This window comes from Myxococcus sp. CA033, from assembly GCF_013336625.1.
Classification (GTDB): Bacteria; Myxococcota; Myxococcia; order Myxococcales; family Myxococcaceae; genus Myxococcus; species Myxococcus llanfairpwllgwyngyllgogerychwyrndrobwllllantysiliogogogochensis.
This window is the reverse complement of the sequence record NZ_JABUMU010000005.1, coordinates 117,407-143,756: the sequence shown is the minus strand read 5'-3', so window position 1 is coordinate 143,756 and position 26,350 is coordinate 117,407. Positions and strand designations below refer to the sequence as shown.

Here is a 26,350-nt window from a genome sequence, read left to right as displayed (position 1 = left end):
TGGTCATTGCCTGCGCACCCTCCGCTCCCCAGTCTCTTTTCTCCATGAAGAGGGGGGCCTCGCATGACTTCCAGGAAACACAATCACTCCACGCCGGAACGCACCGTCCTGCCGCCCGAGCCGTCTGCCTTTGGTGGGACGATTGGCGAGACCTACCAGGACTCCGTGCCCGACTGGACACCCGCGCTCCCCCTGGTCGCGCCGGAGGGTGCGCCGAACGTGCTCATCATCCTCCTGGACGATGTCGGCTTCGGGCAGTTGGGGTGTTACGGCGGCCCCATCGAGACGCCGAACCTCGACACGCTCGCGAGCACGGGGCTGCGGTACAACAACTTCCATACGACGGCGCTCTGCTCACCCTCGCGCGCGGCGTTGCTCACCGGTCGCAATCATCACTCCGTGGGGCTCGCCGCCATCACCGAGGCGGCCACGGGTTTTCCTGGCAGCTACGGGTCGATTCCGAAGAGCGCCGCCACGGTGGCTGAAGTACTGAAGCAGAATGGTTACAACACCATGGCCCTCGGGAAGTGGCATCTCACCCCGTATACCGCCTACACCGCCGCGGGGCCGTTCGACCGCTGGCCGGTCGCCATGGGCTTCGAGAAGTTCTACGGGTTCCTCGGAGGAGAGACCGACCAGTGGGCGCCGTTGCTGGTCCAGGACAATCAGTTCATCGAGACGCCCACGCGTCCGGGATATCACCTGACTGAAGACCTGGTGGACCGGACCATCACCTACATCCGGGACCAGCAGCAGGCGAACACCGGGCGACCCTTCTTCACGTATCTCGCGCTCGGGGCCTGCCACTCACCGCTCCATGCGCCCCGAGAGTTCGTCGACAAGTACCGGGGTCGGTTCGCGCAGGGCTGGGACAAGGTCCGCGAGGAGGTGCTCGCGAGGCAGAAGGCGCTGGGCATCCTTCCCGAGAGCGCGCGACTGACTCCGCGAGACCCCGCGGTCTCCGCCTGGAGCGACTTGAGCGAGGCGCAGAAGGCGGTGTACTGCCGGCTCCAGGAGGCCTTCGCCGGGATGCTCGACCATGCCGACCACCACATCGGTCGCCTGCTCGCCGCGCTCGACGAACTGGGGCTCCGTGACAACACGCTCATCCTGGTCGCTTCCGACAACGGGGCGTCTCAAGAAGGGTTGGAGCACGGCGTCACGAATACGGACCGCTATCGGAACTTCAACCCGGAGACCGTGGAGGAGATGACCCTGCTCCTGGACCAGGTGGGCGGTCCCGAGACGGACCCGCTGTATCCGATGGGCTGGTCCCTCGCGGGGAACGCGCCCTTCAAGAAGTGGAAGCAGGACACGCATATGGGCGGCAACACCGACGCGCTCATCATCTCCTGGCCCGCGAGGATTCGAGCGCGGGGAGCGATTCGCAATCAGTACCACCACATCATCGATATCGTTCCGACCCTGCTCGAAGTGGGTGGGCTTCCCGAGCCCACGTCAGTCAACGGCGTCAAGCAGATGCCCGTTCAGGGGGTGAGCCTCGCCTATACGTTCGACGATGCGACGGCGAAGACGCGCAAGAAGGTGCAGTACTACGAGATGCTCGGCAGCAGGGCCCTGTGGTCGGACGGCTGGACGGCCGTGGCGTGGCACAAGAAGGGCACGTCCTGGGACGAGGACCGCTGGGAACTCTACAACACCGACGTCGACACGACGGAGTTCGACGATGTCGCCGCGAAGCACCCCGAGAAGCTCCAGCAACTGATTGCGCTGTGGGAGGTCGAGGCCAGGAAGTACCAGGTCCGGCCGCTCGACGACCGGCGCTATGAGCGTGCCGCGGACCCAGGGCGCCCCGTCGCCGCACTGCCCAAGGAGCGCTATACGTTCTACACGGGCACGTCGAACCTGCACCCGCTGGCGGGGCCCTCGCTGCTGGGCAAGCCGCACACCGTCACCGCGTTTGTCTCCCTCCCTGACGCTGGCGCGGAGGGGGTGCTGGCTTGTTTTGGCGGGGCGTTCGGAGGATGGACCCTGTTCGTCCAGGAGGGCCGGCTGCACTACGTCCACAATTACCTCAAGGTCGAGGAGTACGCCGTGTCCTCGACCCGGGTGGTCCCGGCTGGGAAGCACAGGCTGGGGGTGCGCTTCACGCCGACGGGAAAGCACCTCAAGCCGGACTTCTCCACGGGCGACGTGGTCCTGTTGATGGACGACGAGCAGGTCGGGGCGCTCAAGGGCATCAAAATGGGGGCGATGTACAGCGCCATGACCGGGTATGGCCTGCTCGTGGGGCGGAACACGGGCACGGCCGTCAGCTCCCGCTACGAGGTGCCGTTCGCCTTCACGGGGACGCTGGAGAAGCTCGTGGTGGACGTGAAGGGCGAGCGTGACGCGGAAGGGGAGCTGCGGCTCGCCTTCTCCCAGGAGTGAGGAGGAAGGCCCTCCCCACGGTGAAGTCAGTTCAGCGCCTGGGCTTGTAGCGCAGCCAGAGCAGGTCGCCGGTGCGCTTCTCGAAGGAGACCCGCTTGAGATGGCGAGTGGGTCCCTTCCCCTCGCGTGCATCGAAGAGCGAGGGGGGGCCGATGGAACCATCGGCGATGGGCGCCACCAGCACGCTCAGTTCGTCGATTGAAATCAGGCCAATCATCCACGCATGGACGCTTCACGTCACGCATCTGCGGTGTCCTCGCGAAAAGGCCGGGGCGCTGCTCCCCGGAGGATTGCTGAGCGCCTGTGCTGGTGTGTGGGGCTCGGTGATTCAGCGGCCTGTCGTCTTCTCCAACGCCTCCGGGTAGCGCGCGCCCTGCACGGTGATTTTCGAGGCCGCGTCCCTGAGTTCGTGAAGGTCTTGCGCCGTCAGCTCGATGCGGGCCGCGCCGAGGTTCTCCTCGAGGCGGTGCAACTTCGTGGTGCCTGGGATGGGGACGATCCACGGCTTCTGGGCGAGCAGCCACGCGAGAGCAATCTGCGCCGGTGTCGCCTGTTTCCTGGCGGCGACCTGGGTCAGTAGGTCGACCAGCGCCTGGTTCGCCTTCCGGGCCTCGGCGGTGAAGCGCGGGACGATGTTGCGGAAGTCGTCCTTGGCGAAGGAGGTCGTCTCGTCGATCTTCCCCGTCAGGAAGCCCTTGCCGAGCGGACTGAAGGCGACGAGGCCGATGTCCAGCTCCTCGAGGGTCGGCAGCAGGTCCTCCTCCGGCCGTCTCCACCAGAGCGAGTACTCGTTCTGCAGCGCCGTGACGGGCTGGACCGCGTGCGCCCGACGGACAGTCTGCGCACCAGCTTCGGAGAGCCCGAAGTGCCGCACCTTGCCTTCGCGGATCAGGTCCTTCACCGCGCCCGCGACGTCCTCGATGGGCACGTTCGGGTCCACACGGTGTTGGTAGAAGAGGTCGATGGTCTCGACCTTGAGCCGCTTGAGCGAGGCTTCGGCGACCTGCTTGATGTGCTCGGGCCGGCTGTCCATGCCGGCCTGCTTCCCGTTCTCATCGAGCTTGAACCCGAACTTGGTGGCGATGGCCACCTGCTTGCGGAAGGGCGCGAGCGCCTCGCCCACGAGCTCCTCGTTCGTGTAGGGACCATAGACTTCGGCGGTGTCGAAGAACGTGACGCCCTTCTCGACGGCCGCCCGGATGAGCGCAATCGCTTGCTGCCGGTCCATCGCAGGGCCGTAGCCGAAGCTCATGCCCATGCAGCCAAGTCCAATGGCCGAGACTTCCAGGTCGCTCTTCCCAAGTCCGCGCTTCTTCATGGCGCTACCTCCCGTGGGTCTTTCGGAGCCCCTGCCTGGCCGCCCGCTCGCGTGATGTCCGCGACGACGGCCTCAAGCCGGTCTGTCCGACGCGCGCCGAGGGTCAGTTCGGGTCTGCCGCACCCTGTTCACGAAGAAAGGTACGCCCCGGGTCCTGAGTGGACCAGGCGCGCCGAAGCCCATGGGCTTGTAAGGCCTGATTGAAAATGCGACGTGCGGTTGGGGCGCTTCAGTGGCCCAGCTTGCTCATGACCACGAGGAGCCCGAACGGAATGCCCAGCAGCCCCAGCGCCATTGCCATGGGCGGCAGGTAGCTCTCCCACCGTCCATGGAGCGGATCAGCGGACACCCGTGCGTCGTATTGGTTGGGGTCCTCTTCCACGCCCCCTTCAACGACGTTTTGATAGAGGGCGAGCGGCGTCCAGAACATGCCCCAGGGAATGCCCCACCAGCCGACCAGGGCGCTGCAGAGCGTGGCGGGAAGGGCGCGCAGCAGGGCATGGTGCCCGCACAAACGGTGGAACTCCCCCGTCCAGCGCGTCGTCACGACGAGCATGCTGACGCACCACACCGGTGCCACCACCCGGGCGTTGCTTTCGCCGCAAACCTCGCAGCCTCCCCAGCGGCTCGGACGGCGAGGTGCTTGCTTCGGCTCGGGAGTACTGCCCGCGAGTCGTGCCAGCAAAGGGGCTCTCCACTTCAGCATGGCGACAGAGACCATGACTGGTAGCGCCGCGAACACCGCGGTCTCGGCGAGCCCCATCGTGATGAAGCCGAGGCTCGTGAGGACTCCCAGCCCCCACAGCCCCTGCGCGACGTGCCACGACAGCGCGAACCAGGGCAGCAGCAGGTGACTCACCAGCATCAGGACCGCGTAGAGCCCCAGGAGCGCGGCGGAAAGCGGCTGGTCGTCGAGGTACAGCCCCACGGCGGCACCGGCGAGCGGCAGGGAGAGGGACGCGCCGAAGTTGCGGAGCGTGTCCAGCCAGGCATCGAGGATGGCGACCTCGGTGCCGTATGGCCGGTGCCGGACCGCGCGACACCACCGGCAGCGCGGCCATCGCGCGGCGACAGGGCGGGAACAGTCGTTACAGCGGAGCATCAGGCAAACCTTCCTCGGCGCGAAGCCAGATGGAGATCTGGAGTGCCTGTCTCGTGAGCGGGCGGAGAGGGGACATGCGACCTTGGGACCTCCCGGGAGTGCCATTTGTTCCAGGGGGTGGACGACGGCAGCATAGGGGGCTCGCCGTCTCCTCGTCAGCATGGGGGCGCTCCTCCCGGGGTGACAACTCCACCATGCAGGGGAGGCACCACGGGCCGTGCATGCCGCGAAGCGGCACGTTTGAGCGCTGCACAGAACGCGAGGAAGGGCTGCCGGTCCGCACAGCGGTGGAGTACAAACGACGTGATGGGACGCTTGAGCGCAAGCCCCCTCCGTTGTGAGCCCCCCGCGCAGAAGGACCTCAAGACATGAATGCAACCCGGTGGTTCGGACTCGCTTCCCTGACCCTGATGCTTGCCTCGAGTGCCCTGGCCGAGGACAAGGCCCCCGCTCCCGCCGCGACGAATGGCGCCGTCGGCAAGTGGACGACCATCGATGACGAGACCAAGAAGCCCAAGTCGGTCATCGTCATCTCCGAGGAGGACGGCAAGCTCGTCGGCAAGATTGAAAAGCTCTTCCGCGACCCCAAGGAAGAGCAGAACCCGGTCTGTGACAAGTGCCAGGGCTCGCTCAAGGACCAGCCCATCATCGGGATGACCATCCTGCGCGACCTGAAGAAGGACGACGACGAGTGGACCGGTGGCACCATCCTCGACCCGGCGAACGGCAAGACCTACAAGTGCAAGATCGCCCTTGAGGACGGCGGCAAGAAGCTGAAGGTCCGTGGCTACATCGGCATGTCGCTGCTGGGCCGCACCCAGCACTGGGTCCGCGCCGAGGAGTAGCGCGTCGCCGCGTGAGCCCGGGTGGACTCCCTGTTCGAAGGGAGTCCACGCCAGCACGGGATGCAGCGGCTCACGGCATCACCCGCCGTTGACGCCCGCTCCACTTCGCAGCAACAACGCCGCGCGTTTGATGGCGGCCCGGATGCGGACATAGGTGCCGCATCGACAGACGTTCTCGCTCATGGCCGCGTCGATGTCCGCGTCGGACGGGTGGGAGTTCTTCCTCAGCAGCGCGACGGCGGCCATGATCTGCCCCGGCTGACAGAAGCCACACTGGGCCACATCCTCGGTCACCCACGCCTGCTGCACGGGATGCAGCCCCTGGGCGCCCAGTCCCTCGATGGTCATCACCTCGCGGCCCGCCGTGCTTCCCACGGGGTGGATGCAGGGACGGAAGGCTTCTCCATCCAGGTGGCTGGTGCAGGCGCCGCACACGCCCACCCCGCAGCCATACTTGGGGCCGGTGACACCCAGCACATCGCGGAGCACCCACAGCAGGGGCAGGTCCGCAGGCGTCTCCACCGTCACCGGCTGACCATTGAGGATGAATTGATGGGCCACCATGGTCAGACTCCCTCGTCGAGGATGGGGAAGCGGGTGGGCATCGTGCCGGTCGCCCGGGCAATCGCGTTGGCCAGGGCCGCCGCGGCGCTGGGATAACCCAGCTCTCCCACACCGCCCACGCGGTCATCCGACCGGACCAGGTGCACCTGGATATCGGACGGGACGTGCTTCATTCGCAGCCACCGGTAGTCCGCGAAGCTGCCCTCGCGCACCGCTCCCGCGTCGATGTGGAGGCCCGCGCTCAGGGTGGTGGACATCGCGTCCACCGCCGCGCCCTGGAGCTGCGCCTCGATGCCCTTCGGGTTGATGGGCAGGCCGACATCCGCGGCGATGACCACGCGCAGCACCCGAGGCGTGCCTCCCGTGACGTCCACTTCGATGAGGTGCGCGATGGCACTCTCCCACTCCTCGAGGACGGCGACGCCCTGGGCGACTCCGGGCGGCAGCGCTCGGCCCCACTGGCCCTCGGACACGACCTTCTCCAGGACCGCCTTGAGCCGGCTGGACGTGAGCCGCGAGCGCCTCAGGGCCACGGGGTCGACCTGGAGCTCGCGGGCCAACTGGTCGACGAAGACCTCGTTGGCGACTCCCACCTGACTGGTGAACACCGAGCGGAAGGAGGCGGTGGGAATCGGAATCGCGACCTCGCGCAGCTCGTGGCCCACCAGCCCGAACCGGTAGTGGAGGCGCTGGGAGAGGGCGAAGAACACCGCGCTCGTCACGTTGGGGAGGACTTCGCCAGCGAGCGCCGTGAGCACATCTCCAAAGCCGTGGGGGAGCTCCACGGTGGGAATGGCGGCGCGGTGGTTCCAGCCGAGGAGGCTTCCTCCCAGCCCCAGGTGGGCGAGGATGCGGTGGTGGCTGGCGGGCCGGAAGTGTCCGTGGCGCATGTCGTCGTTGCGGCTCCACATCAACTTCACCGGCCGGCCAATGGCGCGCGAGACGAGCGCGGCTTCCACCGCGACCTGATTGAAGAACCTGCGACCGAAGCCGCCACCGGCCCGGACGACGTGCACGGTGACTCGCTGCGGGGCGAGGTCCCAGCCGAGCGCCCTGGCGACCTCGCGCTGCGCGTACTTGGGGTCCTGCGCTCCGAGCCAGATCTCCGCTTGAGTCCCCTGCACCCGGGCCACGCAGCTCTGGGTCTCCATCGTCGCATGCGCGAGGTAGGGGAAGTCGAAGCGTCCTTCCACGGTCCGGGTCGTCAGCAGCGGGGGCAGGGGCCTGGGACCTATCGCGTCGCGCAGCCGGGCCCGGATGTCGACGTCGGACAGCGTGCTGGCTGGGCCCGCTGCCCAGGAGACCTGCAGGGCGTCACGCGCCGCGAACGCCTGCGCGAAGGTCTGGGCCACCACCGCCACACCCGAGGCCAGGGGCACCACGCCGACCACGCCTGGCATCGCTCGGGCCACGGCATCGTTGAAGGATTGGACGGTGCCTCGCAGCGTCGGAGGCCGAGCCACCACCGCGGGCAGTGCCCCGGGGACGTCGAGGTCCAGCGCATAGCGCGCCGCACCGGTGACGATGTCCAGCGCGTCGATGCGTCCCGTGGGTCGACCGACCACGGTGTACTCGCTCGGAGGCTTGGGCTGGGAGGAGACCGCGGGCAGCAGCACGTGCGCGGCGTCCTCCGCCAGTTCGCCATAGCCGACACGGCGGCCGTCGGGTGCGTGCACCTCACCGTTGGCGGTGGTGAGGGTGAAGGCGAGGGCCCGAAGGCGGAGCGCGGCGGCGGTGACGAGCCGTGCCCGGGCCTCCGCCGCGGCGGAGCGAAGCGGCCCCGCCAGGTAGCGCATCGTCGAGGACAGCCCGGTGAGCTGGATGAGCCAGCGAGGGTCCGCGTCGGCGCTGCGCACGTCGACCGAGTCGAGCGCCACGTCGAGCTCTTCGGCGACCAGCATGGCCACGGCCGTGGTGATGCCCTGGCCCATCTCGGTACGCGGCAGCGTGGTGACGACACGCCCGTCCAACTGGATGGCGATGTAGAGGCTGAGCGGCGTCTGCGCCTCCGTCACGGGCGCTTCGGCTGCCGCCGCCTCGGGCACGTCCAGCCCCAGCCGGGCTGCAATCATCAACGTGGGAGAAGCCACCACCCACGTCAGGAACCGGCGGCGGTCCATCCCTCCTGGAGCCGCCGCGTCTGATTCGAGCGCATCCGCCATGGGCAAAGCATCGCACACGGCCACGGTGTGCCCAAGACGACGTGGCCGCCTGGTTCATCGGGCTGACAGGCCCTCCGTCCAGGCGAGGACATCCGTCCCGGTTTGTGTCGAAGGAGCCGCACGCCTGGGCGAACATTCGAGTCGCGCGGTACGTCCGCTCCGGAGTTGAGCGCCACATGTGAGGGATTGTGGAGTGTCAGTCTCGCGCACGGGTATCACGCGCACGACGTTCTTGTTCTCCGTCGACAGCAGGACCTCTTCGCGGCTGGCCACGAGCCACCCTCCGCGGCGCGAGACTGGCGCTGGATGGACGCCCGATGATGGACCTTGCTAGGGTTACAATTGAAACATCGATACTTGTCACAAGGAGTTCATGATGACGCTGTCCCGTTGGGTCGTTGGGATGTCCGCGCTGCTGGCCAGCGCTTGCGGTGGGCCGCCCCCGGAGCAGTCCGAGGAGGCAACTCCCGCGGCCGAGGTGAGCACGGTGGAGCAGCACTCAGAGCCGCCGGGCGGAGAAGTGCGGTACGGCGAGCACCGGACCTATTACACCAGCGCGACCAAGACGACCTGGGCCGGGGCCTGGCACTACGACTGTGAGGGGTACATCACGGTGTCGGGCCAGGTGACGCCCTACTATACGGACATCCGTTTCATCTGCCCGTAGTCGTCCTGTTGAAGCTCGGAGTCGGCGGATGCGCGGTCGCCTCCGAGCAGGCACGAGGCGTTCCAGGGAGAGGCGCGAAGCGGGACACGCCCCTCCCCGGGCGCTGCTCACTCCTCTGGAGCGGGAGTGGTTCGCGGGCAGCTCGGTGACCCGGGGAACGGCGACCAGCCCCGTTCACAGGCCGTGGCGCTGAGCCTGGCGAGCCGAGACAGCACTTCAGGCGTTTGCATGGCGGGCAGGAGCTGCCCGTTGATCAACGCCGCCTTGAAGGCGGGCTCCGTCGCGGCGGGGACGAGCACCCCCCGCAGTCGAGCGAAGACCACCAGTTCGTCATAGACAGCGGAGAGCGTGGCGGCCGTGGTGCGGTCCTGTGGGCTGAGCTTGGAGAAGTCGACGCCAATCTCATACAGGTGCCGGAGGGAATGGAGCCCCTGGCCACATTCATGGCCCGTGAAGTCCTGGCGGAAGCCGCCGTCGACGCCAAGGGGGCCGACGAACTCCGCGCGGTCCGTGCAGACGTGGTGGGAGATGCGGTCCGCCAGCGCGTGCAGGTGGATGCCGAGCCGCGCGTCCGCCACATGGGACGCGCCGCCACCCACCCAGGTGTCGAACTGATTGGAGAGCACGGGAGGCGCGCCGCTGTCGGAAGCCACGGAGATCACCTGCTCCCCCGTGGAGAGGGTGAAGGGAATCGCCAGGTCGTCGTACAGGCCGATGAGCCCCTTCACCTCCACCGACTCGCCGCCCTTGTCGGTGTAGCAGGCCGAGCCGGTCGCGAGGTCTCCCCCGGGGCTCGCCACCGTCAGGCCCGCGGTGCACAACGGCGCGGCGGCGCCCGCGCCCTCCATCGCCCATGCACGCGTGTGGGCGAGCATCACCTCGGTGTCCGCGTCATCGACCTCGGGCGCGAGCCCATTCACCCCCGTGGGCGGCACCGCCAGCACGCCGTTGTAGGGCGCCAGGTAGTGGTAGAGCACGCCTCCCGTGCTGAGGTTGGTGCGCACCAGTCCACTGACGTCGACCGTGGTCAGGTCCGCCGCACCCGGCACGGGCTGCCCATAAATGTCTCGCGGGATGAATTGACCGAGGTCGGTCGCCTCGTCGTAGGCCGCAATCCAATAGGCATCGGAGAAGGAGAAGCCCACAGCCCGCGCCATGAGGTAGGTGGCGTCGGAATGGACGACGCTCCGCCCTCCGTCGAACTTGTTCGGGGCCGAGAGGAGCACCTCCAGCGCCTCGGCGCGGCACCGGGGGCTCGTCGGCTCCTTGAGTGAGCAGCTCTTGGGCAACGTCGTGCAGTTCGCCACCGTCCCCGAGCCCTTCGGGTAGCACACGTCCTCCGCGAAGGCCCGCGCCGCTGCCGGCACCAGGACCGTCATCATCACCGCGGCCCCACACCACCATGATTGTCGATTCCGCATTGGCTGACCCCCCACGAAAGGTGAACTGAGACACCGAGGCTCGGCGGGACGGGTCGCTCAACGTCCTCGTGGCGCGTCGGCGTCGGGATGTCGAACTGCTGGAAGTGTGTCAGGCCGCTCCGGCGGGGAGCCTGCCGTGCGAGGACTCGATGGGGCGCCCCTGTCCGCGGTCCCCGTCGAAGGGCTGCCTGCCATCCTTCGTGGAAATCGCGCCCATGCGAAGAGTCCTTGAAAGAGGTGAAGGGGACACCGGAGTTGAAGCTCCGGCTCGCGAAGTCCTGAGGCAATCCTCCTGAAAGGCTTGCGGATAGCCGAGAGCCAACACTGGGTCCTGGAGCCCACTCCCCGCGAACCACTCCTTCCAGAGCGGGTGGGCCAGGAGGCTCTCCTCCTCGAGCCCCACCGCGTTCAACGGCTGCTCACACGCTGCTGGGAGCTCCTTCTCGGACGGTGCCGATGGAGGGACCTCGAACTGACGTCTGAGCGGGGGAGGAAGGTCCACTGGCCAGGCGGGCCGTAGTCAAACCAGTGGATGTCCACCATCCACGTGCAGCACCTCGCCCGTGGTGAACCCATTGTTCATCAGGAACACCGCGGCATGGCCCGTGTCGGTGGTGGTGCCGATGCGTCCCACAGGGAGCCGGCGCGCGTGTTGTTCGAGGAGCGGGCCCTTGGCGTCCCCCGCGACCGCGTCCCAGACGGGGGTGTCAATCCAGCCGGGCGACAGGACGTTCACTCGCACCGGCGCGAGCTCCAAGGCCCAGGCTCGCACGGCGGACTCGATGGCGCCATTCACCGCCGCGATGACAGAGCCGTTCTTCATGGGGCGCACCGAGGCGATTCCCGTGGTGAAGACGAGCGAGCCGCCGGGCTGGAGCCGCGCATGCTTCGCGACATGGAACGCGGCCATGAGCTTGGAGTCGATGATGCGGCGCGCGGCGGCGAAGTCCATCTCCTTGATGGGAAGGTAGCGAGCCTCCACCGCCGTGACGACCACGTGGTTCACCGGGGGGAGCACTTCGAAGAGCCGGCGCACCGCGTCCTCCTCGGTTGCATCGGCTGCGATGGTTCGCACACGGTCCGGGCTCCCGAGCTGCTCGGCGGCTTGGGCCAGCTTTTCAGGGGAACGGCTCACGAGCGTCACACGCGCGCCTTGCTCCAGCGCCGCCTGGGCCACTCCGAGCCCGATGCCCGAGGAGCCTCCCACCACCACGACATGTTGTTGTTCGAGGGTCATGACGCATGACTAGCGCTCGAAGACGATTGCAACCACGGGATGAAATGAAAGACTCCATCCCATGGATGGGATGATGATGAGCGAGAACCTGCGCCTCTTCGTGGCCGTGGCACGACAGCTGAGCTTCGTGGAGGCCGCGAGGCGCCTGGGCATTCCCACCAGCACGGTGAGCCGTCGGGTGGCGCTCCTGGAGGAATCGCTGGGGACTCGGCTCCTTCAGCGCACCTCGCGGAGGGTCGGGTTGACGCTGGAGGGGGCTCGACTGCTGGAGCGCGCGGGGCCGCTCCTGGACCAGTTGGGCGAAGTGCTCGACCAGACCATGGACCGGGAGGAGGAGCCCGCGGGCAGGTTGCGGATGACAGCGCCCGTGACGTCCGGAGCCCAGCGGATCGCCCCCTTGTTGTTCTCCTTCATGGCCCGGCATCCCCGCGTGGACGTGGAGCTGTTGCTCACCAATTCGAAGGTGGACTTGGTGGAAGAGGGTTTCGACATCGCCTTCCGGGTCGGCCCCATCCTCGACGCCGAGCTGGTGGCCCGACGGTTGTGGAGCATCGAGTCGGTGTTCGTGGCCTCCCCACGCTTCGTGCAAGACGTCTTGAAGGGGCGAACCCTGCTGACCCGGGAGGAACTCCAGGACGTGCCAGCGGTGCTCTCGCAGCCTCAAGGTGTGTGGCGTCTGCGCCGCCGCGACGGCCGAGTCGAAGAAGTCCGACCCAGGGATGTTCGCGTCACGGTGAATGACCCCCGGGTGGCCCTGGCCGCTGCCCAGGAGGGGCTGGGCGTGGTCAGCGGAATCAAGGAGATGGTCGAGCAGCAAGGCTCCGCGCTCGTGCCGCTCACCGTGAAGGGGCATACCCTGGAGCCGCGAGACGTCTTCGCGGTGTATCCCTCACGCCGGCAGCTCTCCACGCGGGCGCGCCGGGTGCTCGACTGGGTGATGAAGCACGGCTCGACGGCCCCATCGGCGAAGCAGCGGGCAACCCGCGCTCACGAGTAGCTGATGACACGGGACATCAGGGGGATGAATGCCGTCATCGGGCTCCTCGGTGTCGAGCGGGCTGAGCTGTCGCGTGCGTCCGTCCCAAGTGCTTGATCTCCCACGAGAAGGAGCGCCACGGCCCTGGTGGGTGATGAGACCGGAGGGGTGGCATGCGTCCTGCTCTATGCCCCCGCGTGCCTCGCCATGGCGGCCTGGGTGTCCTCCCTGGGCTTGCCCTCACTCTTCGACTTCCCCGGGTCTGAAATGTCCATCTCGGTCCTCAATCGCTCCTGCTTCTCCCTTCCCCACGCGAGCACTTCCACCAGCCAGCCCGTCTCGGCTCCGGTCCAGGGAGTGGAGAGCACGGCCGCGCGCCAGCCGCGCAACGACGTGTGGCAGAAGCTCATGACGGACTCCTTCGAGCCGGCCCCGACCCGGCCAGGAAGCTCTCGCGCGGCGGGCGTGCCCTCGGGGGCTTCATCAGCCAGTGACGCGGGGCCCGGGTTCGGCGCGCCCTCCGCTGGGTCCACGCAGCAGGCGAACCCGAGTGAGCCGTGGCTGAGCCGCAACAACGTCGGCTCGCCCTACAACAGCAACATGCTGCTCATCGACCCGGGCCAGAAGAGCCAGTACAAGTACACGAACACGTTCACCAACAACACGGGCCAGCCGCAGACCGTCACCCTCTGGAACAAGACGGGTGAGAATGGCGGTCCGAATGATGGGCAGAACTTCGACAAGAGCACGCCGAAGACCTTCACCCTGCAGCCCGGCCAGTCGCAGGTCGTGGCGTTCGACACCAACAGCAGCGTGGCGTGGTGCGTGTCCAAGGACGGTACGGCGAATCCCGGCGCGAACTCAGGTCAGACCTGGGGAGAGGCGACGTTCGCGAATGCCGGCACGGGCTGGAGCGGCTACGACACCAGTCAAATCAGCCCCGCGGGCCACAATGGAAACATGTCCATCAAGAACGACGCCGGGGGCGCCACCGTGACGCAGGCCAACGCCTGGCAGACGCCCTCGGATGACCCCGCGGGCCGCGATGTGGGCGTCCCCGCGGGTCCGTTGAACCTGACCACGACCTTCAGCTGAGCTGGACGTCGTCGCTCGCTCCGGGCGAGTGCTCAGCGCGTTCCCGTCGCGCGCGGGCTCACCTCGACTGGCAGTTGCTCCGGCTCGCCCGGTTTGACCAGGTGGATGCTGGTGCCGGAGGCCGCGTGCCCGAGGCCGGGCTTGAGCACCTGCTGGGTGTCGTAGTGGCCACCGTTCTGCCTCCGGAACGGGATGACGTCATCGGTGAACAAGCCGTCCAGGCGCGCCTTGAACGCCGCCGCGATGGACGGCCACTGCTCTTCTGTCAGGCGGTCCACGTGATACGCCGTGAATGGCGGCAGGACCTCCATGCCGGGATAGAAGAGGACCCCGTGCTGGATGGGGAAGAGGAGGTCATCCAGGGCGCCGTTGACGCCTCGCTCGGTGTAGTGCGGCGCGCGCCCGCCAATCGTGACGGACAGCATGGCGCGGCGGCCCACCAGCGTGCCTTCGCCATAGCGGTCGCCCCAGCGCTCGCCACCGTGTTCGCCCACGCCGTAGGCGAAACCGTAGGCGAAGACCCGGTCAATCCACCCCTTCAGGATGGCTGGCATCGAGAACCACCACATCGGGAACTGGAAGAGCACCGCATCGGCCCAGAGCAGCTTCTCCTGCTCGGCCTCGATGTCCGGGCTCTGAGAGCCGTTGGCGAAGGCGTGCTTCGACGCCCCCACATAGGACAGTCGCTCCCTGGCATCATGGTTCAGGAAATCAGCGCCATCGGCGACCGCCTTCCACCCCATGGCGTAGAGGTCGGAGACGCGGACCTCGTGACCCAGCGCGGTCAGGTGGTTCACGGCGAGGTCCTTCAGCGCCCCGTTGAGTGAACGCGGTTCGGGGTGGGCATAGATCAGCAGGACGTTCATGACGTCCTCCCGGCGCGGCTCACGACGACCTTGCCCAGGTGCTGGCCGCTCGCGAGGTGCTCCCAGGCGGCGCGCGCATCGTCGAAGCCGAACACGCGGTCGATGACGGGCCTGATGCGGGTGTGCTCGAGCGCCGCGACGAAGCGTTCGAACATCGAGACCGAGCCGACGTAGACGCCGTGCACGGTCTGCCGCCGGTAGAAGACCGAGTGCAGGTTCACCTCGCCCCGTCCGCCGGTGAGTACGCCGAGCATGCTCATCGTGCCGCCGTAGCGCAGCGCCGCGGAGGACTGGTCGAAGGTGGCTTGGCCACCGACGTCGACCACGAGGTCCACGCCGCGCCCACCCGTGAGCGCCTTCGCCCGCTCGCCCCACTTTGCCTCGGCCCGGTAGTCGATGACCTCCTCGGCGCCGAGCTCGCGCAGCCTCGCCGCCTTGTCCGCGCTGCTCGACGTCATCAGCACGCGCGCGCCGGCGGCCTTCGCGAGCTGCAGCGCGAACACCGAGACGCCGCCGGAGCCCTGGAGCAGCACCGTCTCACCCGGCCGGAGCGACGTGACCTCGAACAGCGCCTGCCACGCGGTGAGCCCGGCGCAGGGGAGCGTCGAGGCCTCCTCGAACGAGTACCCCGCAGGGATTCGCACCCAGCTGTGCTCCGGCAGCACCACCTCTTCGCGAAGCATGCCGTCCACCCCGCTGCCGCCGAGCGCACTGGCGTGGTGCGCGTCGCTCAGCTCGCCGTCGACCCAGTGAGGGAAGAAGTTGGCCATCACCCGGTCGCCTGCCTTCCAGCGCGTGACACCAGGACCCACCTCGATGACCTCGCCGGCGCCATCGGAGGTGGGCACGCGCGGTGACTTGAGGTTCTTCTCGGCGCCCTTCGCGATGAGCACGTCGCGGTAGTTGAGCGACACCGCCTCCACGCGCACCTTCACCTCACCCGCGCCCACGCTGGGCGAGGGGCGCTCGGCCGGCGTGAGTGCATCAAACCCCGGCTTCGGCTGCAGCTCCCATGTCTTCATGGTGAAGACGTACGATTCAGGTTATTTTTTCGCAAGTACGCACAAGTTTGGTGAGTACGCACAAAAAGGGAACCATGGCCCGGAAACGCGACGACGATTCGAAGACCAACTGCGCGGTGGAGGCGTCCCTGGGCGTCATCGGCGGGCGCTGGAAGGGCGTGGTGCTGTACTGGTTGTTGAAGGGCACGCACCGCTTCGGCGAGCTGCGCAAGCGGTTGCCGAACTGCAGCCAGCGGATGCTCACCTTGCAGTTGCGCGAACTCGAGGAAGACGGACTGGTGAAGCGCACCGTCTACGCGGAGGTGCCGCCGCGCGTGGAGTACGAACTCACCGCCTTCGGTCGTTCCCTGGAGCCGGTGCTGATGGGGTTGCGGGAGTGGGGTGAGAAGTACAAGCGCCGGTTGCAGCGCGCGGCCTGAGCGCACCGGGCCTGCCCACCCGACCGCATCATTGGGTCCAGCCCGCCGCTACAGCGTCACCCGGTGCTCGGCGTCCGGTCTCCGGATGATGAGCTCCGAGAGCTCCACCAGCCGAGGCTCCGGCCCCGCGAGGAACCGGCCGCGCACGACGGCGGGGTCGTTGTAGTACCAGGGCCCCCCCACGTAGGCGGACACCACCTGGAAGCAGCGGTCCTCGATGTTCGGGTACTCCAGCTGGATTCGGGGCCGCTCGGGCGTCAGCTCCAGCGACTCTCGCGGCGCGCTGATGAACGCCTTGGAGAACATCGCGATGAACTGTCCTTCCACGGCGACGGGCTGGCCGTCGTACCGCTGGGCTTGTGCGAGGAGCGCCTCGACCGAGATGGGAGTTTCCATGGGGTTTGTCAGTACCAGTGGAGCACCTTGACGGCCTGACCGGTGAAGATTTGCGAGAACTCCGCTTCCGACTGGAAGTACTGGATGCCCCAGGGGTTTCGCACCGCCACCACCTTGACCCCGCTTCTGACGGTGACGCCGTCGATGACCACCGCATGCAGCGGATGGGTGGGATTGTTGGTCTTGATGACGGCGATGGCCGGGTTGCCACCCTGTGTCGCCGACGCGAGGTCCGCCACCTTCCAGCCTGTCTTGGCTTCAGCGGCGACCCTGTTCCACTTCAGCATCTCCACCATCTTCTCGATGGTGGTGCCCGAGGGGCCCGCCCCCTTGAGCATGTCCTTGAGGAGGGTCGGACTGACGGGCCCGCCCATGCTGGCAATCATCTCGCAGGAGACCGGGCCGCAGGTCGGCGCCGGCCCCTGGAAGGAGAGGGGCCTGCCGGGCGAAGCGGCCCTCGGCGTGACGCCCTGGATGCCCTGGTCGGGGAGCTGGGCCAGCTTCGTGGGCTTGGAGCCCAAGAGCGCGGCGTCCGTGAGGACTCCCTCCGCGAGCAGCTCGCCATCCTTCCCGAGCACGACGACCCGGGGGCTGCCTCCCACGAGCTCGGAGATCTTGACCGTGCCGCCGTTCTGCAGCTGGGCCTCGATGGCCACCGCCGCGCCCACGGTCTTCTCTCCGGTGCGCGCGCCACGGATGATGGTGACCGCCCGGATGCCCGTCGTCCCCAGTGACAGGGCCGACAAGCCCACCGACACCAGGCCCATGGCCATCATCGTGTCGGCGGCCTTCTGCTGCGCCGGGTCGACGACGTTGTTCGCGCCCTGGGTCAGCGAGAGCATCGAGCCCTCCTGATACATCTTGAGGCCGCTGACGGCGCCATACGTCGCGAGCGACGTCTCCAGCGCGATGACTCCGGCGACGCCCACCGCCGAGGTGGGCGGGAAGATGGTGAGCACCAGCAGGCCAACCGTCGCCGCGCCCATGACGATGGCCTGGGCGATTTCCCACCGCTGCGCGGAGGCAATCTCGTCGAGGACCTGCTGCTGGACCTCCGGCGTCGCCAGCACCATCAGGTCCTGGACGATGGGACGCAGGAGCAGGTAGTCGAAGTCCGCCGAGTCGATCTTCGTCTTGAAGAGGTCGTAGTCGGCCTGACGCTTGTCGATGCTGGAGATGATTCTCGCCAGCAGCGCGGCGGGCGACCGGTTCGTCGAGAAGATGTCGAGCGGCAGGATGTCGTACCGGGCCGGGCCCAGCTCATCCAGATAGGGCCTGAGAGTCTTGACGGCCTGCATCGCCTGCTGGGCGGATTCGTAGCCCGTGAACTTGTTCGGGTCGGCGACCGTGCTCTCCGCGTCGGGCCCCTCGTGGAGCCGGGGGGCGGGGTTCGCGGACTCCGCCTGGGCGTGTTCCTGGAGCGATGAGACAGGGCTGCGCGCCGGCGCGACGAACGCGGGGCGGTTGCGCCACCGGTCCTCTGCCTGCACCAGGGCGTGGCACCCGGTGCAGGCGCGGTACCGGCCTTCAATCTGCTGCTCGTAGACCCAGCCGAGCAGCGGGTTGTCCGTCCTGGCCCACTTGTCGAAGGTGAGCATGGTCATGCCCCCCTCGCTGGCCGCCAGCATCCCCAGCTCGTTGGCCCGGCTGGCCATCACCTGGCCCTGGACCTGATTGGCGCTGAGCTTCTCGGTGAAGAACTTCTTCCATTCCTCCAGGCGGGCCTTGTTGCTGTCCATCCGCAGCTTGCCCGCCTCCTTCACGCGCTGCTTGAACTCCGCCAGCGACGTCGCCGCCGTCAGCGTCGTCATGCCGCTCTTCGCGGAGAGCTTGACCGTCTTCTGGCCGCGGAAGAGGGTGACGGGGTTCAGCTGGCCGGGGGCGATGGAGAAGCCGAACTGGAAGGCCTCGGCGGCGACCTCGTTCGACTGGATGTCGAAGCGGACGCTGTTGCTCGCCGCGTCGATGACGACGTTGGCATCGAACTCGCCGTCGACGATGTCGCACTGGGTGAGCTGGTAGGAGACCGGCCCCGTGCTGGCGTGGAACGTAATCGTGTTGTCCGCGCAGGCGATCTCCACGAGCGACACGCCGGACGCGGGCGCGCCCCCCTTCCTCCGCAGCGTGTGCCCCGCACCGCCCTGTTGCGCGACATGCGCCAATTCGTGCGCGAGCAGATGCCGGCCCGCGCGCGTGCCCGGGTTGTACTCGCCTTGATTGAAGTAGATGTGGGTTCCGTGGGTGAAGGCGCGCGCTCCCAGGGAGCTGTTCATCCGGGCCGCGTGGTCATCCGTGTGGATGCGGACCCGGTCGAACGGGGTGCCCATCGCCGCGCCCAGCTGTCCTCCGAGGGCCGTCGGGAGCTGCTGCCCTCCCGACGACCCGCTCAGCTGGCTCTGCAAGTCGGGGGCGGACGCGGTGGCTCCGGAGTCCGCCTTGCGCTGAAGGGTTCCTTCCGTCTCCTCTTCCGCGCACTTGCCGCACTTGCGCTGGATGAGAGGCGAGGGTCCTTCCTCGTCCTCGCACGTCGAGCACTTGCGCTGGATGCGGTCTCGCATCGTGGGCTGGGAGGCTTGTGCGTCGCCTCCCCCCACCACGCGGTCCGCCACGGCGTCGGCCTCGCGCTCCAGGGCATCATCGGGGGCGCCGATGCGAAGCTTGGGCTGGATTCGCGGCGTCGGGGGCATGACGCTGATGCGGGCGAAGTCGAACCGGGGCCCCGGGTCTGTCGGCTCCGCCTGGCGTGCCTGGGAGGAGCGCCGCGGCTCGGTCTTCGCGGCGGGAGCCCGAGCCGCGGACGGCTGGGGCTTACGGTCGAACGCGAACATGAGGCCCTCCAGGAAGGCTCATCCCAATTCTACTCACTCTCCGAGTGAATTCATACGGAGCCTGTCTGGGACCTCACCCTGGAGGTGAGATGGGGAGGGCGCGCTCATTCCCATCCAGGTGAAGAGGCGCTCCAGCGCGAGCGTCCGCTCCGGCTCGGCGAGGCGGCTGATGCTGGAGCCGTGGTTGCCTTGCGGGGCGAAGTAGCGGAATGAGTCGTTCCTCGCGCGCACGGAGAAAGCCGCGGCGGAGTAGGGGTCATTCTCCCCGTAGATGAAGAGCATCCGCTCGCCGTGATTGCGGACCCAGTGCTCCACGCGGAGCATGGCGCCCCAATCGAACGGCTCCGTCACGGGGAAGCTCAAGTACAGGTCCGGCGTGTTCTCCCCGGGATAGCGCAACAGCCCGCGCAGGTGTCGGGTGGGGAAGCGTGACCAGCCAATCTGCGTCGCGGCCTGGTAGTAGGCGTACTCGAGTGGCGCGATGAAGCGGTCCGAGTAGGTGTAGGCCACGCCGACGACGGCGTTCAGGAAGGCGAAGGTCTGCGCCGCCGGCGCGCCGGGCGCGGGGATGCGCGGGCACGCGGTGGACGCCGTGCCGTATTGCCAGAAGTAGAAGGACGTCTCGACGGCGGAGAACTCCAGCGCGCGGTCCGCGCCGCCGACCACCGTGAAGGTGGTGTTGAACTGCGTGGCCAGCGCCTCCACGAAGGGGAGCAGCTCCTCGCGGCGTCGCAGCACATCCACCTGGAAGGCCTCCAACTTCGCGCGGCAGTCTTCATCCCCCACCTGTGCGAGGAAGTGGACATAGCGACCGTCGCGCAGCCCGTGGCTGCTGGGCGCGACGTACGGCACGGTGGCGTCCACGTCATCCGGGTAGAGGTAGCGGTGATACACGGCCGCGACGCCGCCCTTGCTTCCACCCGTGGAGAGCCAGCGCGCGGGGTACAGGGGCTTGAAGGCCTGGACGGCGCGGTGACTGTCGCTCGCGGCCTGGGAGAGGGTGAGCATCCGCAAGTCCCGGGACTCGGGTAGCGAGACACCCATGAAGCGGTGCTCCACGGAGAGCTGGTTGGCGCCGAGCAGCGCGGTGGGCTCCGCCTGCGAGGGTGTGCTTGCGACGATGTAGCCCTCGGTGGAGAGCACCATGGGCGCGTCCACCGAGCGGTGCAGGAGCGTCATCCGGAGCTGGAAGCGCTCCCCGAGCGGGCGCTCGTGGTCCAGGGGCTGCTCGAAGCTCAGCACGAAGAAACGTGTGCCCGGGAAGGGAGAGGGCTGCTCGAGGACGACGGTGAGCCCGGGGATGGACTGGAGCTGGGTGAGGATGTCCTCGGGCTGTGCCGTGGTCTCCTGAGTGGCCGACGCCTGCTCCGCTGGCTCCGGGGCGTCAGGCTCCGCGAGAGATGAATCACCACACGCGTGCAGCAACACGCTCATGGCCAGCAGCCATGGCGTCCTATGAATCTTCATCATGCGATGCACCTGGGGGGTCGAGGTGCCGTTCAAATGCCTCGCGGATGTCCCCATATCGGACCCGCTGGATATCGCGTCCGGCGAAGGCGGTGCTGGCTCAGGAGAGGGAGCAGCGTCGTGCCGCTTTCCGAGGGCGCCAGCTTGCACACCGCGTCACTCATCGCGCGGCGGGGTGCTCAGGCTCATGGGCTCCGGAGGTGGCGGTCGTGTCTCGGTATTCGCCAGTCGCTGGAGCGGCACGACGAGTGACCGGGCCCCATGGGTCAGCACGGGCAGGGCCACGAAGGGGTGGAGGACCGCTCCCAATCCGGTCTGGAGATGGAGCACCCGGTTGAACCGGCGATGGACGCCCGCGTCGGTCGATGAGCGCTCCATCAACTGACGGATGTACCAATGCAGCGCGCCCAGGCCTGGGGCCCGTTCGCCCGTGGCCTGTGGATACTGGAGGTCCATGCTCGTGCTCATGAACCAGGGCAGCCGGATGACTTCGGGAAGTCGCCGCCGGAAGTGCTGGGCGAGGCCGGTGAGGTCACCACGGTGGGCCTGCTCGCGCAGGCAGGTGTCCAGCAGCTCCGCGCCCAGTCCCGCCACGGACATGCCCTGGCCGAAGAGTGGATTGAAGGCACAGGCGGCGTCTCCCAGGACCACCAGTCCTTCGGGAAACCGGGCCAGCCGCTCGTAGTGCCGCCAGCGGGTGTCCTTCACCTTGTGCGTGGTGAGGGGCCCCAGGGGCCTGGCGTCGCGCAGGTAGTCGTACAGGTCCGGACGGCTCAACGAGCGGGCGAACTCGAGGAAGCCCTCGGGCTCGGTGGGCGCGTGGTCTCCGAAGTAGCCATTGAGGGTGACCAGCCACCTGCCACCCTCCACGCTGGAGATGAAGCCCGCGCGCCAGGTCGAGGGAGGGCGGGGGTACTGCATGAGCGCCTTCCATTCGCGGTGGAAGCGGGGCGGGGGCGCGTAGAGCCCCGAGGTATAGGCGAGGTCCACGTGGACCTGCTCCTCCTCCGGACGCGCATGGCCGAGTGCCTCCAGCCATTGAGGCATGCGCGAGCCCCGACCGCTCGCATCCACGACGAGGTCCGCCTCCCAGGACTCCTCGCCCTGGGCTGACTTCACGCGGAGGCCCGTGACGCGACCGCCGCGCTCGTCGGCGAGCAGGCCCTCGACGGAGCAACCCTCGCGGAACTCCACGTTGGGCCGCTCCTTCACCCGGCGCAGCACGTTCCACTCGAGGAGGGTTCGCGTGCAGAGCAACAGGGGGATGCCGCTGGTGTAGCGCTTCTTCCAGACGCCGAAGTGGTGCCAGGCGACGTCGCGGCTCGAATCGATGAGCTCGGCTCCCTGTTCCTGGAGCTGCTCGAAGAGGCCTGGAAAGGACTGGTCGAGGATGCGTCGGCCCGTATCCAGCAGTACGTGGAGGTGCACCCCCTGCGGGAGGCCCTTCCGGGGGACAGGCCCCTCCGCTCGGAGGTCCCGCTCCACGAGGATGACCTTCTCGAAGTGGTCCGCGAGCACCCGTGCGGCGAGCAGTCCCGCCATGCTGCCGCCGATGACCACGGCACCGCCCAATCCGCGCCCCGCCATGTTCATGCTCCTGTTGTGAGAGGATATCTCTCCGGTCCAAGTCCTGGCCCGAGGCATTCCACGTCGGTGGTCTGACATCCGGGCAGTGGGTGGAGGTGCTACCGGAGGATGTCTGCTTCGAGGAGCCGCGTGCGCGGTTTCGCCGCGATGCGTGTCATGTCCAGCAGGGTGTTGGTGAGCTGACGGAGGGCGCTCTCAGTCTCCAGGGAGTTCACATCATGAAGCGTGTCATTCCGAGTACCGCCATCCTCCTGCTGCTCATGGGTGGCATGGGCGCGTGCAAGTGCGGGGAGCCTTCGGACCTGTCCAGGGCCGGGCTCCGGGAAGCCCAGGTCTGTTCCACGCCAGGGGAGGGCGGGGCCCTCTCCGCGTGCCCCCAGCTCTGTGACGCCGTGGGACAGTTGCCCGCGCCGCCACCTCGGGAGGGGCTGACGCGCGACCTCATCGCGACGGCGCTGGACGTGAAGCTGGGCGCGATGCGCGGCACGGCCACGCTCCAGGTGGGTGAGTCGAAGGAGCCGGGGCTGTCGTTGATGGTGGGCACGCTGAACATCACCGGTGTGCGGGGGCGCTGCGGCGACCTGAAGTACACCGTGAAGGACGGGCGGCTCGACATCGGTGTGCAGGAGTGGGCGACCACCGTGGTCGTCGACTACACGTTCTCCTCGACGGAGAAGACCGACGGGTACCGGCGCACGGGGACCACGTACACGTGGCCGGCCTTCTGCGGGAACCTGTTCCCCTGCCATCCCTCACCCGACGACGGCGTGACGTTCTCGCTGCGGCTCGGAGACCTGCCGGAGGGGCAGGTGGCGGTGTATCCGAAGCAGGTCGCGGGCGATGTCCCGGCGTACATGCTGGGATGGGCCGTGGGGGCCTATACGGAGCGACCGCTGGGCGCCACGCGCGCGGGGACGCAGGTGTCCGTCTGGTATCTGCCGGGCGAGGAAGAGGCCGCACTGGCGGGCACGCGCCACCTGCGGGACGCGATGGACTTCTTCGAGACGCGGTATGGGCCGTATACCTTTGGCGACAAGGTCGGCTCGGTGTCGGCGAACTGGGGGCCCAAGGCCAAGGGGGGCATGGAGCACCATCCGTTCTGGCATCTGGCTTCGGAGTCGATGGGGGACAGTCTGGTGCATCACCATGAGGCGGCGCATGGCTGGTATGGGAATGGGGTGCGCATCCAGTGCTGGGAGGACTTCGTGCTCTCGGAGGGGACGACGGACTACCTCACGGCCCGCGCGGTGCGCGCCACCGAGGGCGAGGAGGCGGAGGCGAAGCTTTGGGAGTCGAGGCGCAAGACGCTCGAGGCGCTGGTGGTCCGGCGCGACACGGTGGTCCTGCCGGACGCCACGTGCAATGCGATTGACATGAGCACGCACCCGCTCGCCTCTGGGCTGCCCTATCTGAAAGGAAGCCTCTTCTTCCATGAGCTGGAGAAGCAGGTGGGCACCGCCGCGCTGGACAGCGTCCTGGCGCGCTTCTACCAGCTCCACGTGGGCAAGGCCGCGCGCATGCAGCAACTGCTCGACTTCGTGAAATCAGAGACGGGCCATGACCCCGGGCCGCTCGCGCAGGGCTGGCTGCGAGGGCTGGGCGTCCCCGCCACGTCGCCCATCACGTCGGGGCCCAAGCCGTGACGTGCGCCGCGCTACAGCTCCGGGAACTTCGCCTGGCACAGGGCCTTTGTCTCCGCGACCAGTTTCTCCAGGGCGTGAAGGCGAGGCCGCAAGTGACTGGCGTCCGCCCCAAGGGACGCGAGGACTTCAGTGACGATGGCTGAGAAGTGCGCGGGAGCGACGGGGAAGTCAGCAACCAACGGGACCGAGCGCTTCTCGTTGATGCAGTAGCGGGCGTTGAGGGCAAACAACGCCTGGACCATCATGGCGACGGAGCGAAAGAAGCATCCGGAGACGTAGAAGACGTCACCGCGCCCGATGGCCTTGTGGCTCGTCTCCAGCGCGAAGCCGGCTTCCCAGACAGCGCGCTGGAGGATGGATTTCATCAGCGCCTCGGGATACGGCGTCGTCAGCGCTTGGAGTCTGGCGAAGGTTCCGTGAGGGTCGAAAAGGGGCCGCGCGAGGTGCGCTTCTCCCATGTAGATGTGGCTGTGGAAGGCATGGGGATGGCCCGGCTGATAGTGCGAGGTCCAGATGCCTTGCCGACAGTCCGCGATGACCTGCTCCACCTTCGACACATCCCGGTAGAGCCAGTCCACGCGAACGCCTCGGATGTCGAGCCAGGCGCCCCCATTGATCCACGGGCCCCAGCCACCCAGGTCGGTGACGGCATCAGCACGGTGGTGGTCGTCCACTTCCAGGGCGAGCGCGCGCAGCTCGAGCAGGGAGGGAGGACGCTCCGGGTGGTAGTAGATGCCCAGGTCGATGTCGGACGTCGCGTCCGCGTCTCCCCGTGCCTGGGAGCCTCCGAGCACAACGGCGAGGACGCCGTTGATTCGCCCAAGACGCTCCGCGACTTCACGTGCGAGTTCTCGCGGGTCCTGCATGAGGCCTACTCTCCTTCCGTGCATGCGGAGGATGTCTTGGCGAGCTAGGGACGAGGCGGTGCCCAGATGGCGCTGTGGGCCTCTGGTGCGTCGGGGGATTCCTGCGCGGTGTAGAAGTAGGCGGCGACCGCGGCGCGCCCCCGGCCCTCCGGACACTCCAGTGGGGCGGGGTGGCCATGCCAGTGCGTGTCGCCATGGGCCATCACGACCAGGCGGTCCAGGAGCGGCGCGATGCGCGTCTCGCATCGGGAGAGGTCGGCACTCCACAACTCGAGGTCGCCGCCCCACGCGGACTCCCAGCCGGGGTTCAAGTAGTAGAGGACGGTGAGTCGCCGTGAGAGCGCGCGGAAGCGGTCGCGGTTGAAGTCGGCATGCAGCGCGAGGTGGCCCCCGCGCAACGTGAGGTGCAGCCCGGCGCCCCGGAAGTGTGGGTCCGCGATGAGCCCCTGCACGCCGGTGAGGGTCTCCAGGAAGTCGATGAACGACATGCTGGAGAACTCCGAGAGCAGGTGCCGGAGCGCTCCGGGCACGTCCTCGAACGCCTTGCGCTGAAGCTGTCCCAGGCGAGCCGCCTGTTCCGGGTGGTCCCGGCGCTTCCAGGTGGCCTCGGTCGCTCCCGGGAAGACGTCGGCCAGTCCGGTCGCCAGCGGCTCTCCGAGGAAGCCGTCGATGACGACGTGGGGATGGGGTCGAGCACCGCCGTAGCAGTCACGATGGGCCAGCGCGAGCGCTCGGAGGGCTGTCCGGCTGAGAAAGAAGCTGGGCCCCCGCAGGGGGCCTTCATCGAGGGTCGCGACGCTCACGGATGCTCCTCCACTACCACAGGCCTCGAGCGCCGACGCGCCACCTGCCAGGCGACCAGGATTCCCGCTCTCCAGGCAAGGATGCGAGCGCGCCCGTTCGCTGCACAGTTTCGAGGCGGTCCCGGCTTGGCCATCATTTCACGGGCGGTGCAACTTACCCCGACACTTCAGCCAGCGCCCTCCGCGTCCGTGCCGCGCGAGCCGGTGCGCCACCTGCCGGTGCTGCTGCTCGGCGATGGCCGTGTGCAGGGCTTCATCGTCGCCATCCACACCCGATTCCGTGCCCAGGCGAAGGAACCCGCCTGTCAGTCGACGTGGACTGCGCTGCGGAAAGCTGTGCCGGAGTGTCGCGAAGTAACGCAGCCATCGAACGGGTGACACCTCGCACGGTACGAGGGCACCCGTTCGATGGCTCAGGCAGCCTTACAATCCTGCATCGGAACACTCACACAGCCTGTGCTCATCACAGAAGGTATGTCTCTCACCACAGCGCACTTTTACTCGACCGGATTCATGAATGAAGCTCTCGCCCTCTTTCTCGGACTTGCCCCACGCATATTCACAGCCATCCGGTCCCACCGAAATGAGATCGGCTCGACACTCCCTCTTGAAAATCGAGGCATCCGCCGAGACTGCGTCTCGTGGGGCTCGATTCTCGTGGGGTTTACAGGCGAC

Annotated in this window: 21 protein-coding genes and 1 pseudogene; 7 read left to right on the top strand and 15 right to left on the bottom strand. The window is 67.8% G+C overall.

Annotation, left to right across the window (positions count from 1 at the left end; genetic code table 11):
* The first annotated feature begins 63 nt into the window (after positions 1–63).
* Positions 64–2,391 carry an arylsulfatase gene (locus HUA78_RS15670; protein WP_174476616.1) on the top strand — a complete coding sequence of 776 codons (2,328 nt, stop codon included), beginning with the start codon at positions 64–66 and terminating at the stop codon, positions 2,389–2,391.
* Between the two features lie 31 nt (positions 2,392–2,422).
* On the opposite strand, the pseudogene HUA78_RS15665 reads toward HUA78_RS15670, so the two are convergent.
* The 3 genes and pseudogenes from HUA78_RS15665 to HUA78_RS15655 all read right to left on the bottom strand — a co-directional run.
* Positions 2,423–2,590, bottom strand: a pseudogene (locus HUA78_RS15665) (deaminase); the annotation flags it as partial.
* A gap of 129 nt (positions 2,591–2,719) precedes the next feature.
* Positions 2,720–3,709 (bottom strand): aldo/keto reductase, encoded by a 990-nt coding sequence (locus HUA78_RS15660; RefSeq protein WP_174476615.1) that lies wholly within the window; start codon positions 3,707–3,709, stop codon positions 2,720–2,722.
* A gap of 229 nt (positions 3,710–3,938) precedes the next feature.
* Positions 3,939–4,811, bottom strand: a complete 873-nt coding sequence (locus tag HUA78_RS15655; RefSeq protein ID WP_141640362.1) for a hypothetical protein — start codon at positions 4,809–4,811, stop codon at positions 3,939–3,941.
* Positions 4,812–5,221: 410 nt separating this feature from the next.
* Here HUA78_RS15655 and HUA78_RS15650 point away from each other — a divergent pair, with 410 nt between their 5' ends.
* A complete protein-coding gene (locus tag HUA78_RS15650) occupies positions 5,222–5,656 on the top strand; it encodes a DUF2147 domain-containing protein (protein ID WP_254614800.1) in 435 nt (144 codons plus the stop codon).
* 78 nt (positions 5,657–5,734) lie between these two features.
* On the opposite strand, the gene HUA78_RS15645 is transcribed toward HUA78_RS15650, so the two are convergent.
* Positions 5,735–6,220 carry a (2Fe-2S)-binding protein gene (locus tag HUA78_RS15645; protein ID WP_174476614.1) on the bottom strand — a complete coding sequence of 162 codons (486 nt, stop codon included), beginning with the start codon at positions 6,218–6,220 and terminating at the stop codon, positions 5,735–5,737.
* 2 nt (positions 6,221–6,222) lie between these two features.
* Positions 6,223–8,382: a molybdopterin cofactor-binding domain-containing protein gene (locus HUA78_RS15640; protein ID WP_174476750.1), complete on the bottom strand. Its 2,160-nt coding sequence runs from the start codon at positions 8,380–8,382 to the stop codon at positions 6,223–6,225.
* Positions 8,383–8,755: 373 nt separating this feature from the next.
* On the opposite strand from HUA78_RS15640, the gene HUA78_RS15635 reads away from it, so the two are divergent.
* On the top strand, positions 8,756–9,049 hold the full coding sequence (locus tag HUA78_RS15635) for a hypothetical protein (protein ID WP_254614798.1): 294 nt from the start codon (positions 8,756–8,758) through the stop codon (positions 9,047–9,049).
* 107 nt (positions 9,050–9,156) lie between these two features.
* Here the strand turns inward: HUA78_RS15635 and HUA78_RS15630 are convergent, their stop codons facing one another.
* A complete protein-coding gene (locus HUA78_RS15630) occupies positions 9,157–10,431 on the bottom strand; it encodes a hypothetical protein (protein WP_174476613.1) in 1,275 nt (424 codons plus the stop codon).
* 559 nt (positions 10,432–10,990) lie between these two features.
* Positions 10,991–11,707: an SDR family oxidoreductase gene (locus tag HUA78_RS15625; RefSeq protein ID WP_174476612.1), complete on the bottom strand. Its 717-nt coding sequence runs from the start codon at positions 11,705–11,707 to the stop codon at positions 10,991–10,993.
* Between the two features lie 61 nt (positions 11,708–11,768).
* On the opposite strand from HUA78_RS15625, the gene HUA78_RS15620 reads away from it, so the two are divergent.
* Together HUA78_RS15620 and HUA78_RS15615 are read left to right on the top strand one after the other, a co-directional pair.
* A complete protein-coding gene (locus tag HUA78_RS15620) occupies positions 11,769–12,704 on the top strand; it encodes a LysR family transcriptional regulator (protein WP_174456321.1) in 936 nt (311 codons plus the stop codon).
* Positions 12,705–12,851: 147 nt separating this feature from the next.
* Positions 12,852–13,778: a hypothetical protein gene (locus HUA78_RS15615; protein WP_371745590.1), complete on the top strand. Its 927-nt coding sequence runs from the start codon at positions 12,852–12,854 to the stop codon at positions 13,776–13,778.
* Positions 13,779–13,810: 32 nt separating this feature from the next.
* Here HUA78_RS15615 and HUA78_RS15610 read toward each other — a convergent pair whose 3' ends face one another.
* Positions 13,811–14,644: an NAD(P)H-dependent oxidoreductase gene (locus HUA78_RS15610; RefSeq protein ID WP_174476611.1), complete on the bottom strand. Its 834-nt coding sequence runs from the start codon at positions 14,642–14,644 to the stop codon at positions 13,811–13,813.
* Entirely contained in the window at positions 14,641–15,666 is a 1,026-nt protein-coding gene (locus HUA78_RS15605; protein WP_174476610.1) for an NAD(P)-dependent alcohol dehydrogenase, read from the bottom strand. The genes HUA78_RS15610 and HUA78_RS15605 overlap by 4 nt, the downstream gene beginning before the upstream one ends.
* Before the next feature lie 74 nt (positions 15,667–15,740).
* Here HUA78_RS15605 and HUA78_RS15600 point away from each other — a divergent pair, with 74 nt between their 5' ends.
* Positions 15,741–16,085, top strand: a complete 345-nt coding sequence (locus tag HUA78_RS15600) for a helix-turn-helix domain-containing protein (RefSeq protein ID WP_141640352.1) — start codon at positions 15,741–15,743, stop codon at positions 16,083–16,085.
* A gap of 48 nt (positions 16,086–16,133) precedes the next feature.
* Here the strand turns inward: HUA78_RS15600 and HUA78_RS15595 are convergent, their stop codons facing one another.
* From HUA78_RS15595 to HUA78_RS15580, 4 genes are all read right to left on the bottom strand, one after another.
* A complete protein-coding gene (locus HUA78_RS15595; protein ID WP_174464665.1) occupies positions 16,134–16,481 on the bottom strand; it encodes a hypothetical protein in 348 nt (115 codons plus the stop codon).
* A gap of 8 nt (positions 16,482–16,489) precedes the next feature.
* Positions 16,490–19,309 (bottom strand): DUF4157 domain-containing protein, encoded by a 2,820-nt coding sequence (locus HUA78_RS15590; RefSeq protein ID WP_174463928.1) that lies wholly within the window; start codon positions 19,307–19,309, stop codon positions 16,490–16,492.
* 33 nt (positions 19,310–19,342) lie between these two features.
* Positions 19,343–20,779: a S28 family serine protease gene (locus tag HUA78_RS15585; RefSeq protein WP_174456317.1), complete on the bottom strand. Its 1,437-nt coding sequence runs from the start codon at positions 20,777–20,779 to the stop codon at positions 19,343–19,345.
* 153 nt (positions 20,780–20,932) lie between these two features.
* Positions 20,933–22,363 carry an FAD-dependent oxidoreductase gene (locus tag HUA78_RS15580; protein ID WP_371745589.1) on the bottom strand — a complete coding sequence of 477 codons (1,431 nt, stop codon included), beginning with the start codon at positions 22,361–22,363 and terminating at the stop codon, positions 20,933–20,935.
* Positions 22,364–22,581: 218 nt separating this feature from the next.
* Here HUA78_RS15580 and HUA78_RS15575 point away from each other — a divergent pair, with 218 nt between their 5' ends.
* On the top strand, positions 22,582–24,006 hold the full coding sequence (locus tag HUA78_RS15575) for a M1 family aminopeptidase (RefSeq protein ID WP_174476608.1): 1,425 nt from the start codon (positions 22,582–22,584) through the stop codon (positions 24,004–24,006).
* 11 nt (positions 24,007–24,017) lie between these two features.
* Here the strand turns inward: HUA78_RS15575 and HUA78_RS15570 are convergent, their stop codons facing one another.
* Both HUA78_RS15570 and HUA78_RS15565 read right to left on the bottom strand, forming a co-directional pair.
* Entirely contained in the window at positions 24,018–24,872 is an 855-nt protein-coding gene (locus HUA78_RS15570; protein WP_174476607.1) for a nucleotidyltransferase domain-containing protein, read from the bottom strand.
* 44 nt (positions 24,873–24,916) lie between these two features.
* The gene (locus tag HUA78_RS15565) at positions 24,917–25,675 is read right to left on the bottom strand and encodes a 2OG-Fe(II) oxygenase (RefSeq protein ID WP_174476606.1); all 759 of its coding nucleotides are present in this window, start codon (positions 25,673–25,675) and stop codon (positions 24,917–24,919) included.
* Positions 25,676–26,350 lie beyond the last annotated feature (675 nt).

Coding starts and splice junctions, on each gene's coding strand:
- HUA78_RS15670 (WP_174476616.1), top strand. CDS start 64: ATGACTTCCAGGAAACACAATCACTCCACGCCGGAACGCACCGTCCTG.
- HUA78_RS15660 (WP_174476615.1), bottom strand. CDS start 3,709: ATGAAGAAGCGCGGACTTGGGAAGAGCGACCTGGAAGTCTCGGCCATT.
- HUA78_RS15655 (WP_141640362.1), bottom strand. CDS start 4,811: ATGCTCCGCTGTAACGACTGTTCCCGCCCTGTCGCCGCGCGATGGCCG.
- HUA78_RS15650 (WP_254614800.1), top strand. CDS start 5,222: ATGCTTGCCTCGAGTGCCCTGGCCGAGGACAAGGCCCCCGCTCCCGCC.
- HUA78_RS15645 (WP_174476614.1), bottom strand. CDS start 6,220: ATGGTGGCCCATCAATTCATCCTCAATGGTCAGCCGGTGACGGTGGAG.
- HUA78_RS15640 (WP_174476750.1), bottom strand. CDS start 8,382: ATGGCGGATGCGCTCGAATCAGACGCGGCGGCTCCAGGAGGGATGGAC.
- HUA78_RS15635 (WP_254614798.1), top strand. CDS start 8,756: ATGATGACGCTGTCCCGTTGGGTCGTTGGGATGTCCGCGCTGCTGGCC.
- HUA78_RS15630 (WP_174476613.1), bottom strand. CDS start 10,431: ATGATGACGGTCCTGGTGCCGGCAGCGGCGCGGGCCTTCGCGGAGGAC.
- HUA78_RS15625 (WP_174476612.1), bottom strand. CDS start 11,707: ATGACCCTCGAACAACAACATGTCGTGGTGGTGGGAGGCTCCTCGGGC.
- HUA78_RS15620 (WP_174456321.1), top strand. CDS start 11,769: ATGGATGGGATGATGATGAGCGAGAACCTGCGCCTCTTCGTGGCCGTG.
- HUA78_RS15610 (WP_174476611.1), bottom strand. CDS start 14,644: ATGAACGTCCTGCTGATCTATGCCCACCCCGAACCGCGTTCACTCAAC.
- HUA78_RS15605 (WP_174476610.1), bottom strand. CDS start 15,666: ATGAAGACATGGGAGCTGCAGCCGAAGCCGGGGTTTGATGCACTCACG.
- HUA78_RS15600 (WP_141640352.1), top strand. CDS start 15,741: ATGGCCCGGAAACGCGACGACGATTCGAAGACCAACTGCGCGGTGGAG.
- HUA78_RS15595 (WP_174464665.1), bottom strand. CDS start 16,481: ATGGAAACTCCCATCTCGGTCGAGGCGCTCCTCGCACAAGCCCAGCGG.
- HUA78_RS15590 (WP_174463928.1), bottom strand. CDS start 19,309: ATGTTCGCGTTCGACCGTAAGCCCCAGCCGTCCGCGGCTCGGGCTCCC.
- HUA78_RS15585 (WP_174456317.1), bottom strand. CDS start 20,779: ATGATGAAGATTCATAGGACGCCATGGCTGCTGGCCATGAGCGTGTTG.
- HUA78_RS15580 (WP_371745589.1), bottom strand. CDS start 22,363: ATGGCGGGGCGCGGATTGGGCGGTGCCGTGGTCATCGGCGGCAGCATG.
- HUA78_RS15575 (WP_174476608.1), top strand. CDS start 22,582: ATGAAGCGTGTCATTCCGAGTACCGCCATCCTCCTGCTGCTCATGGGT.
- HUA78_RS15570 (WP_174476607.1), bottom strand. CDS start 24,872: ATGCAGGACCCGCGAGAACTCGCACGTGAAGTCGCGGAGCGTCTTGGG.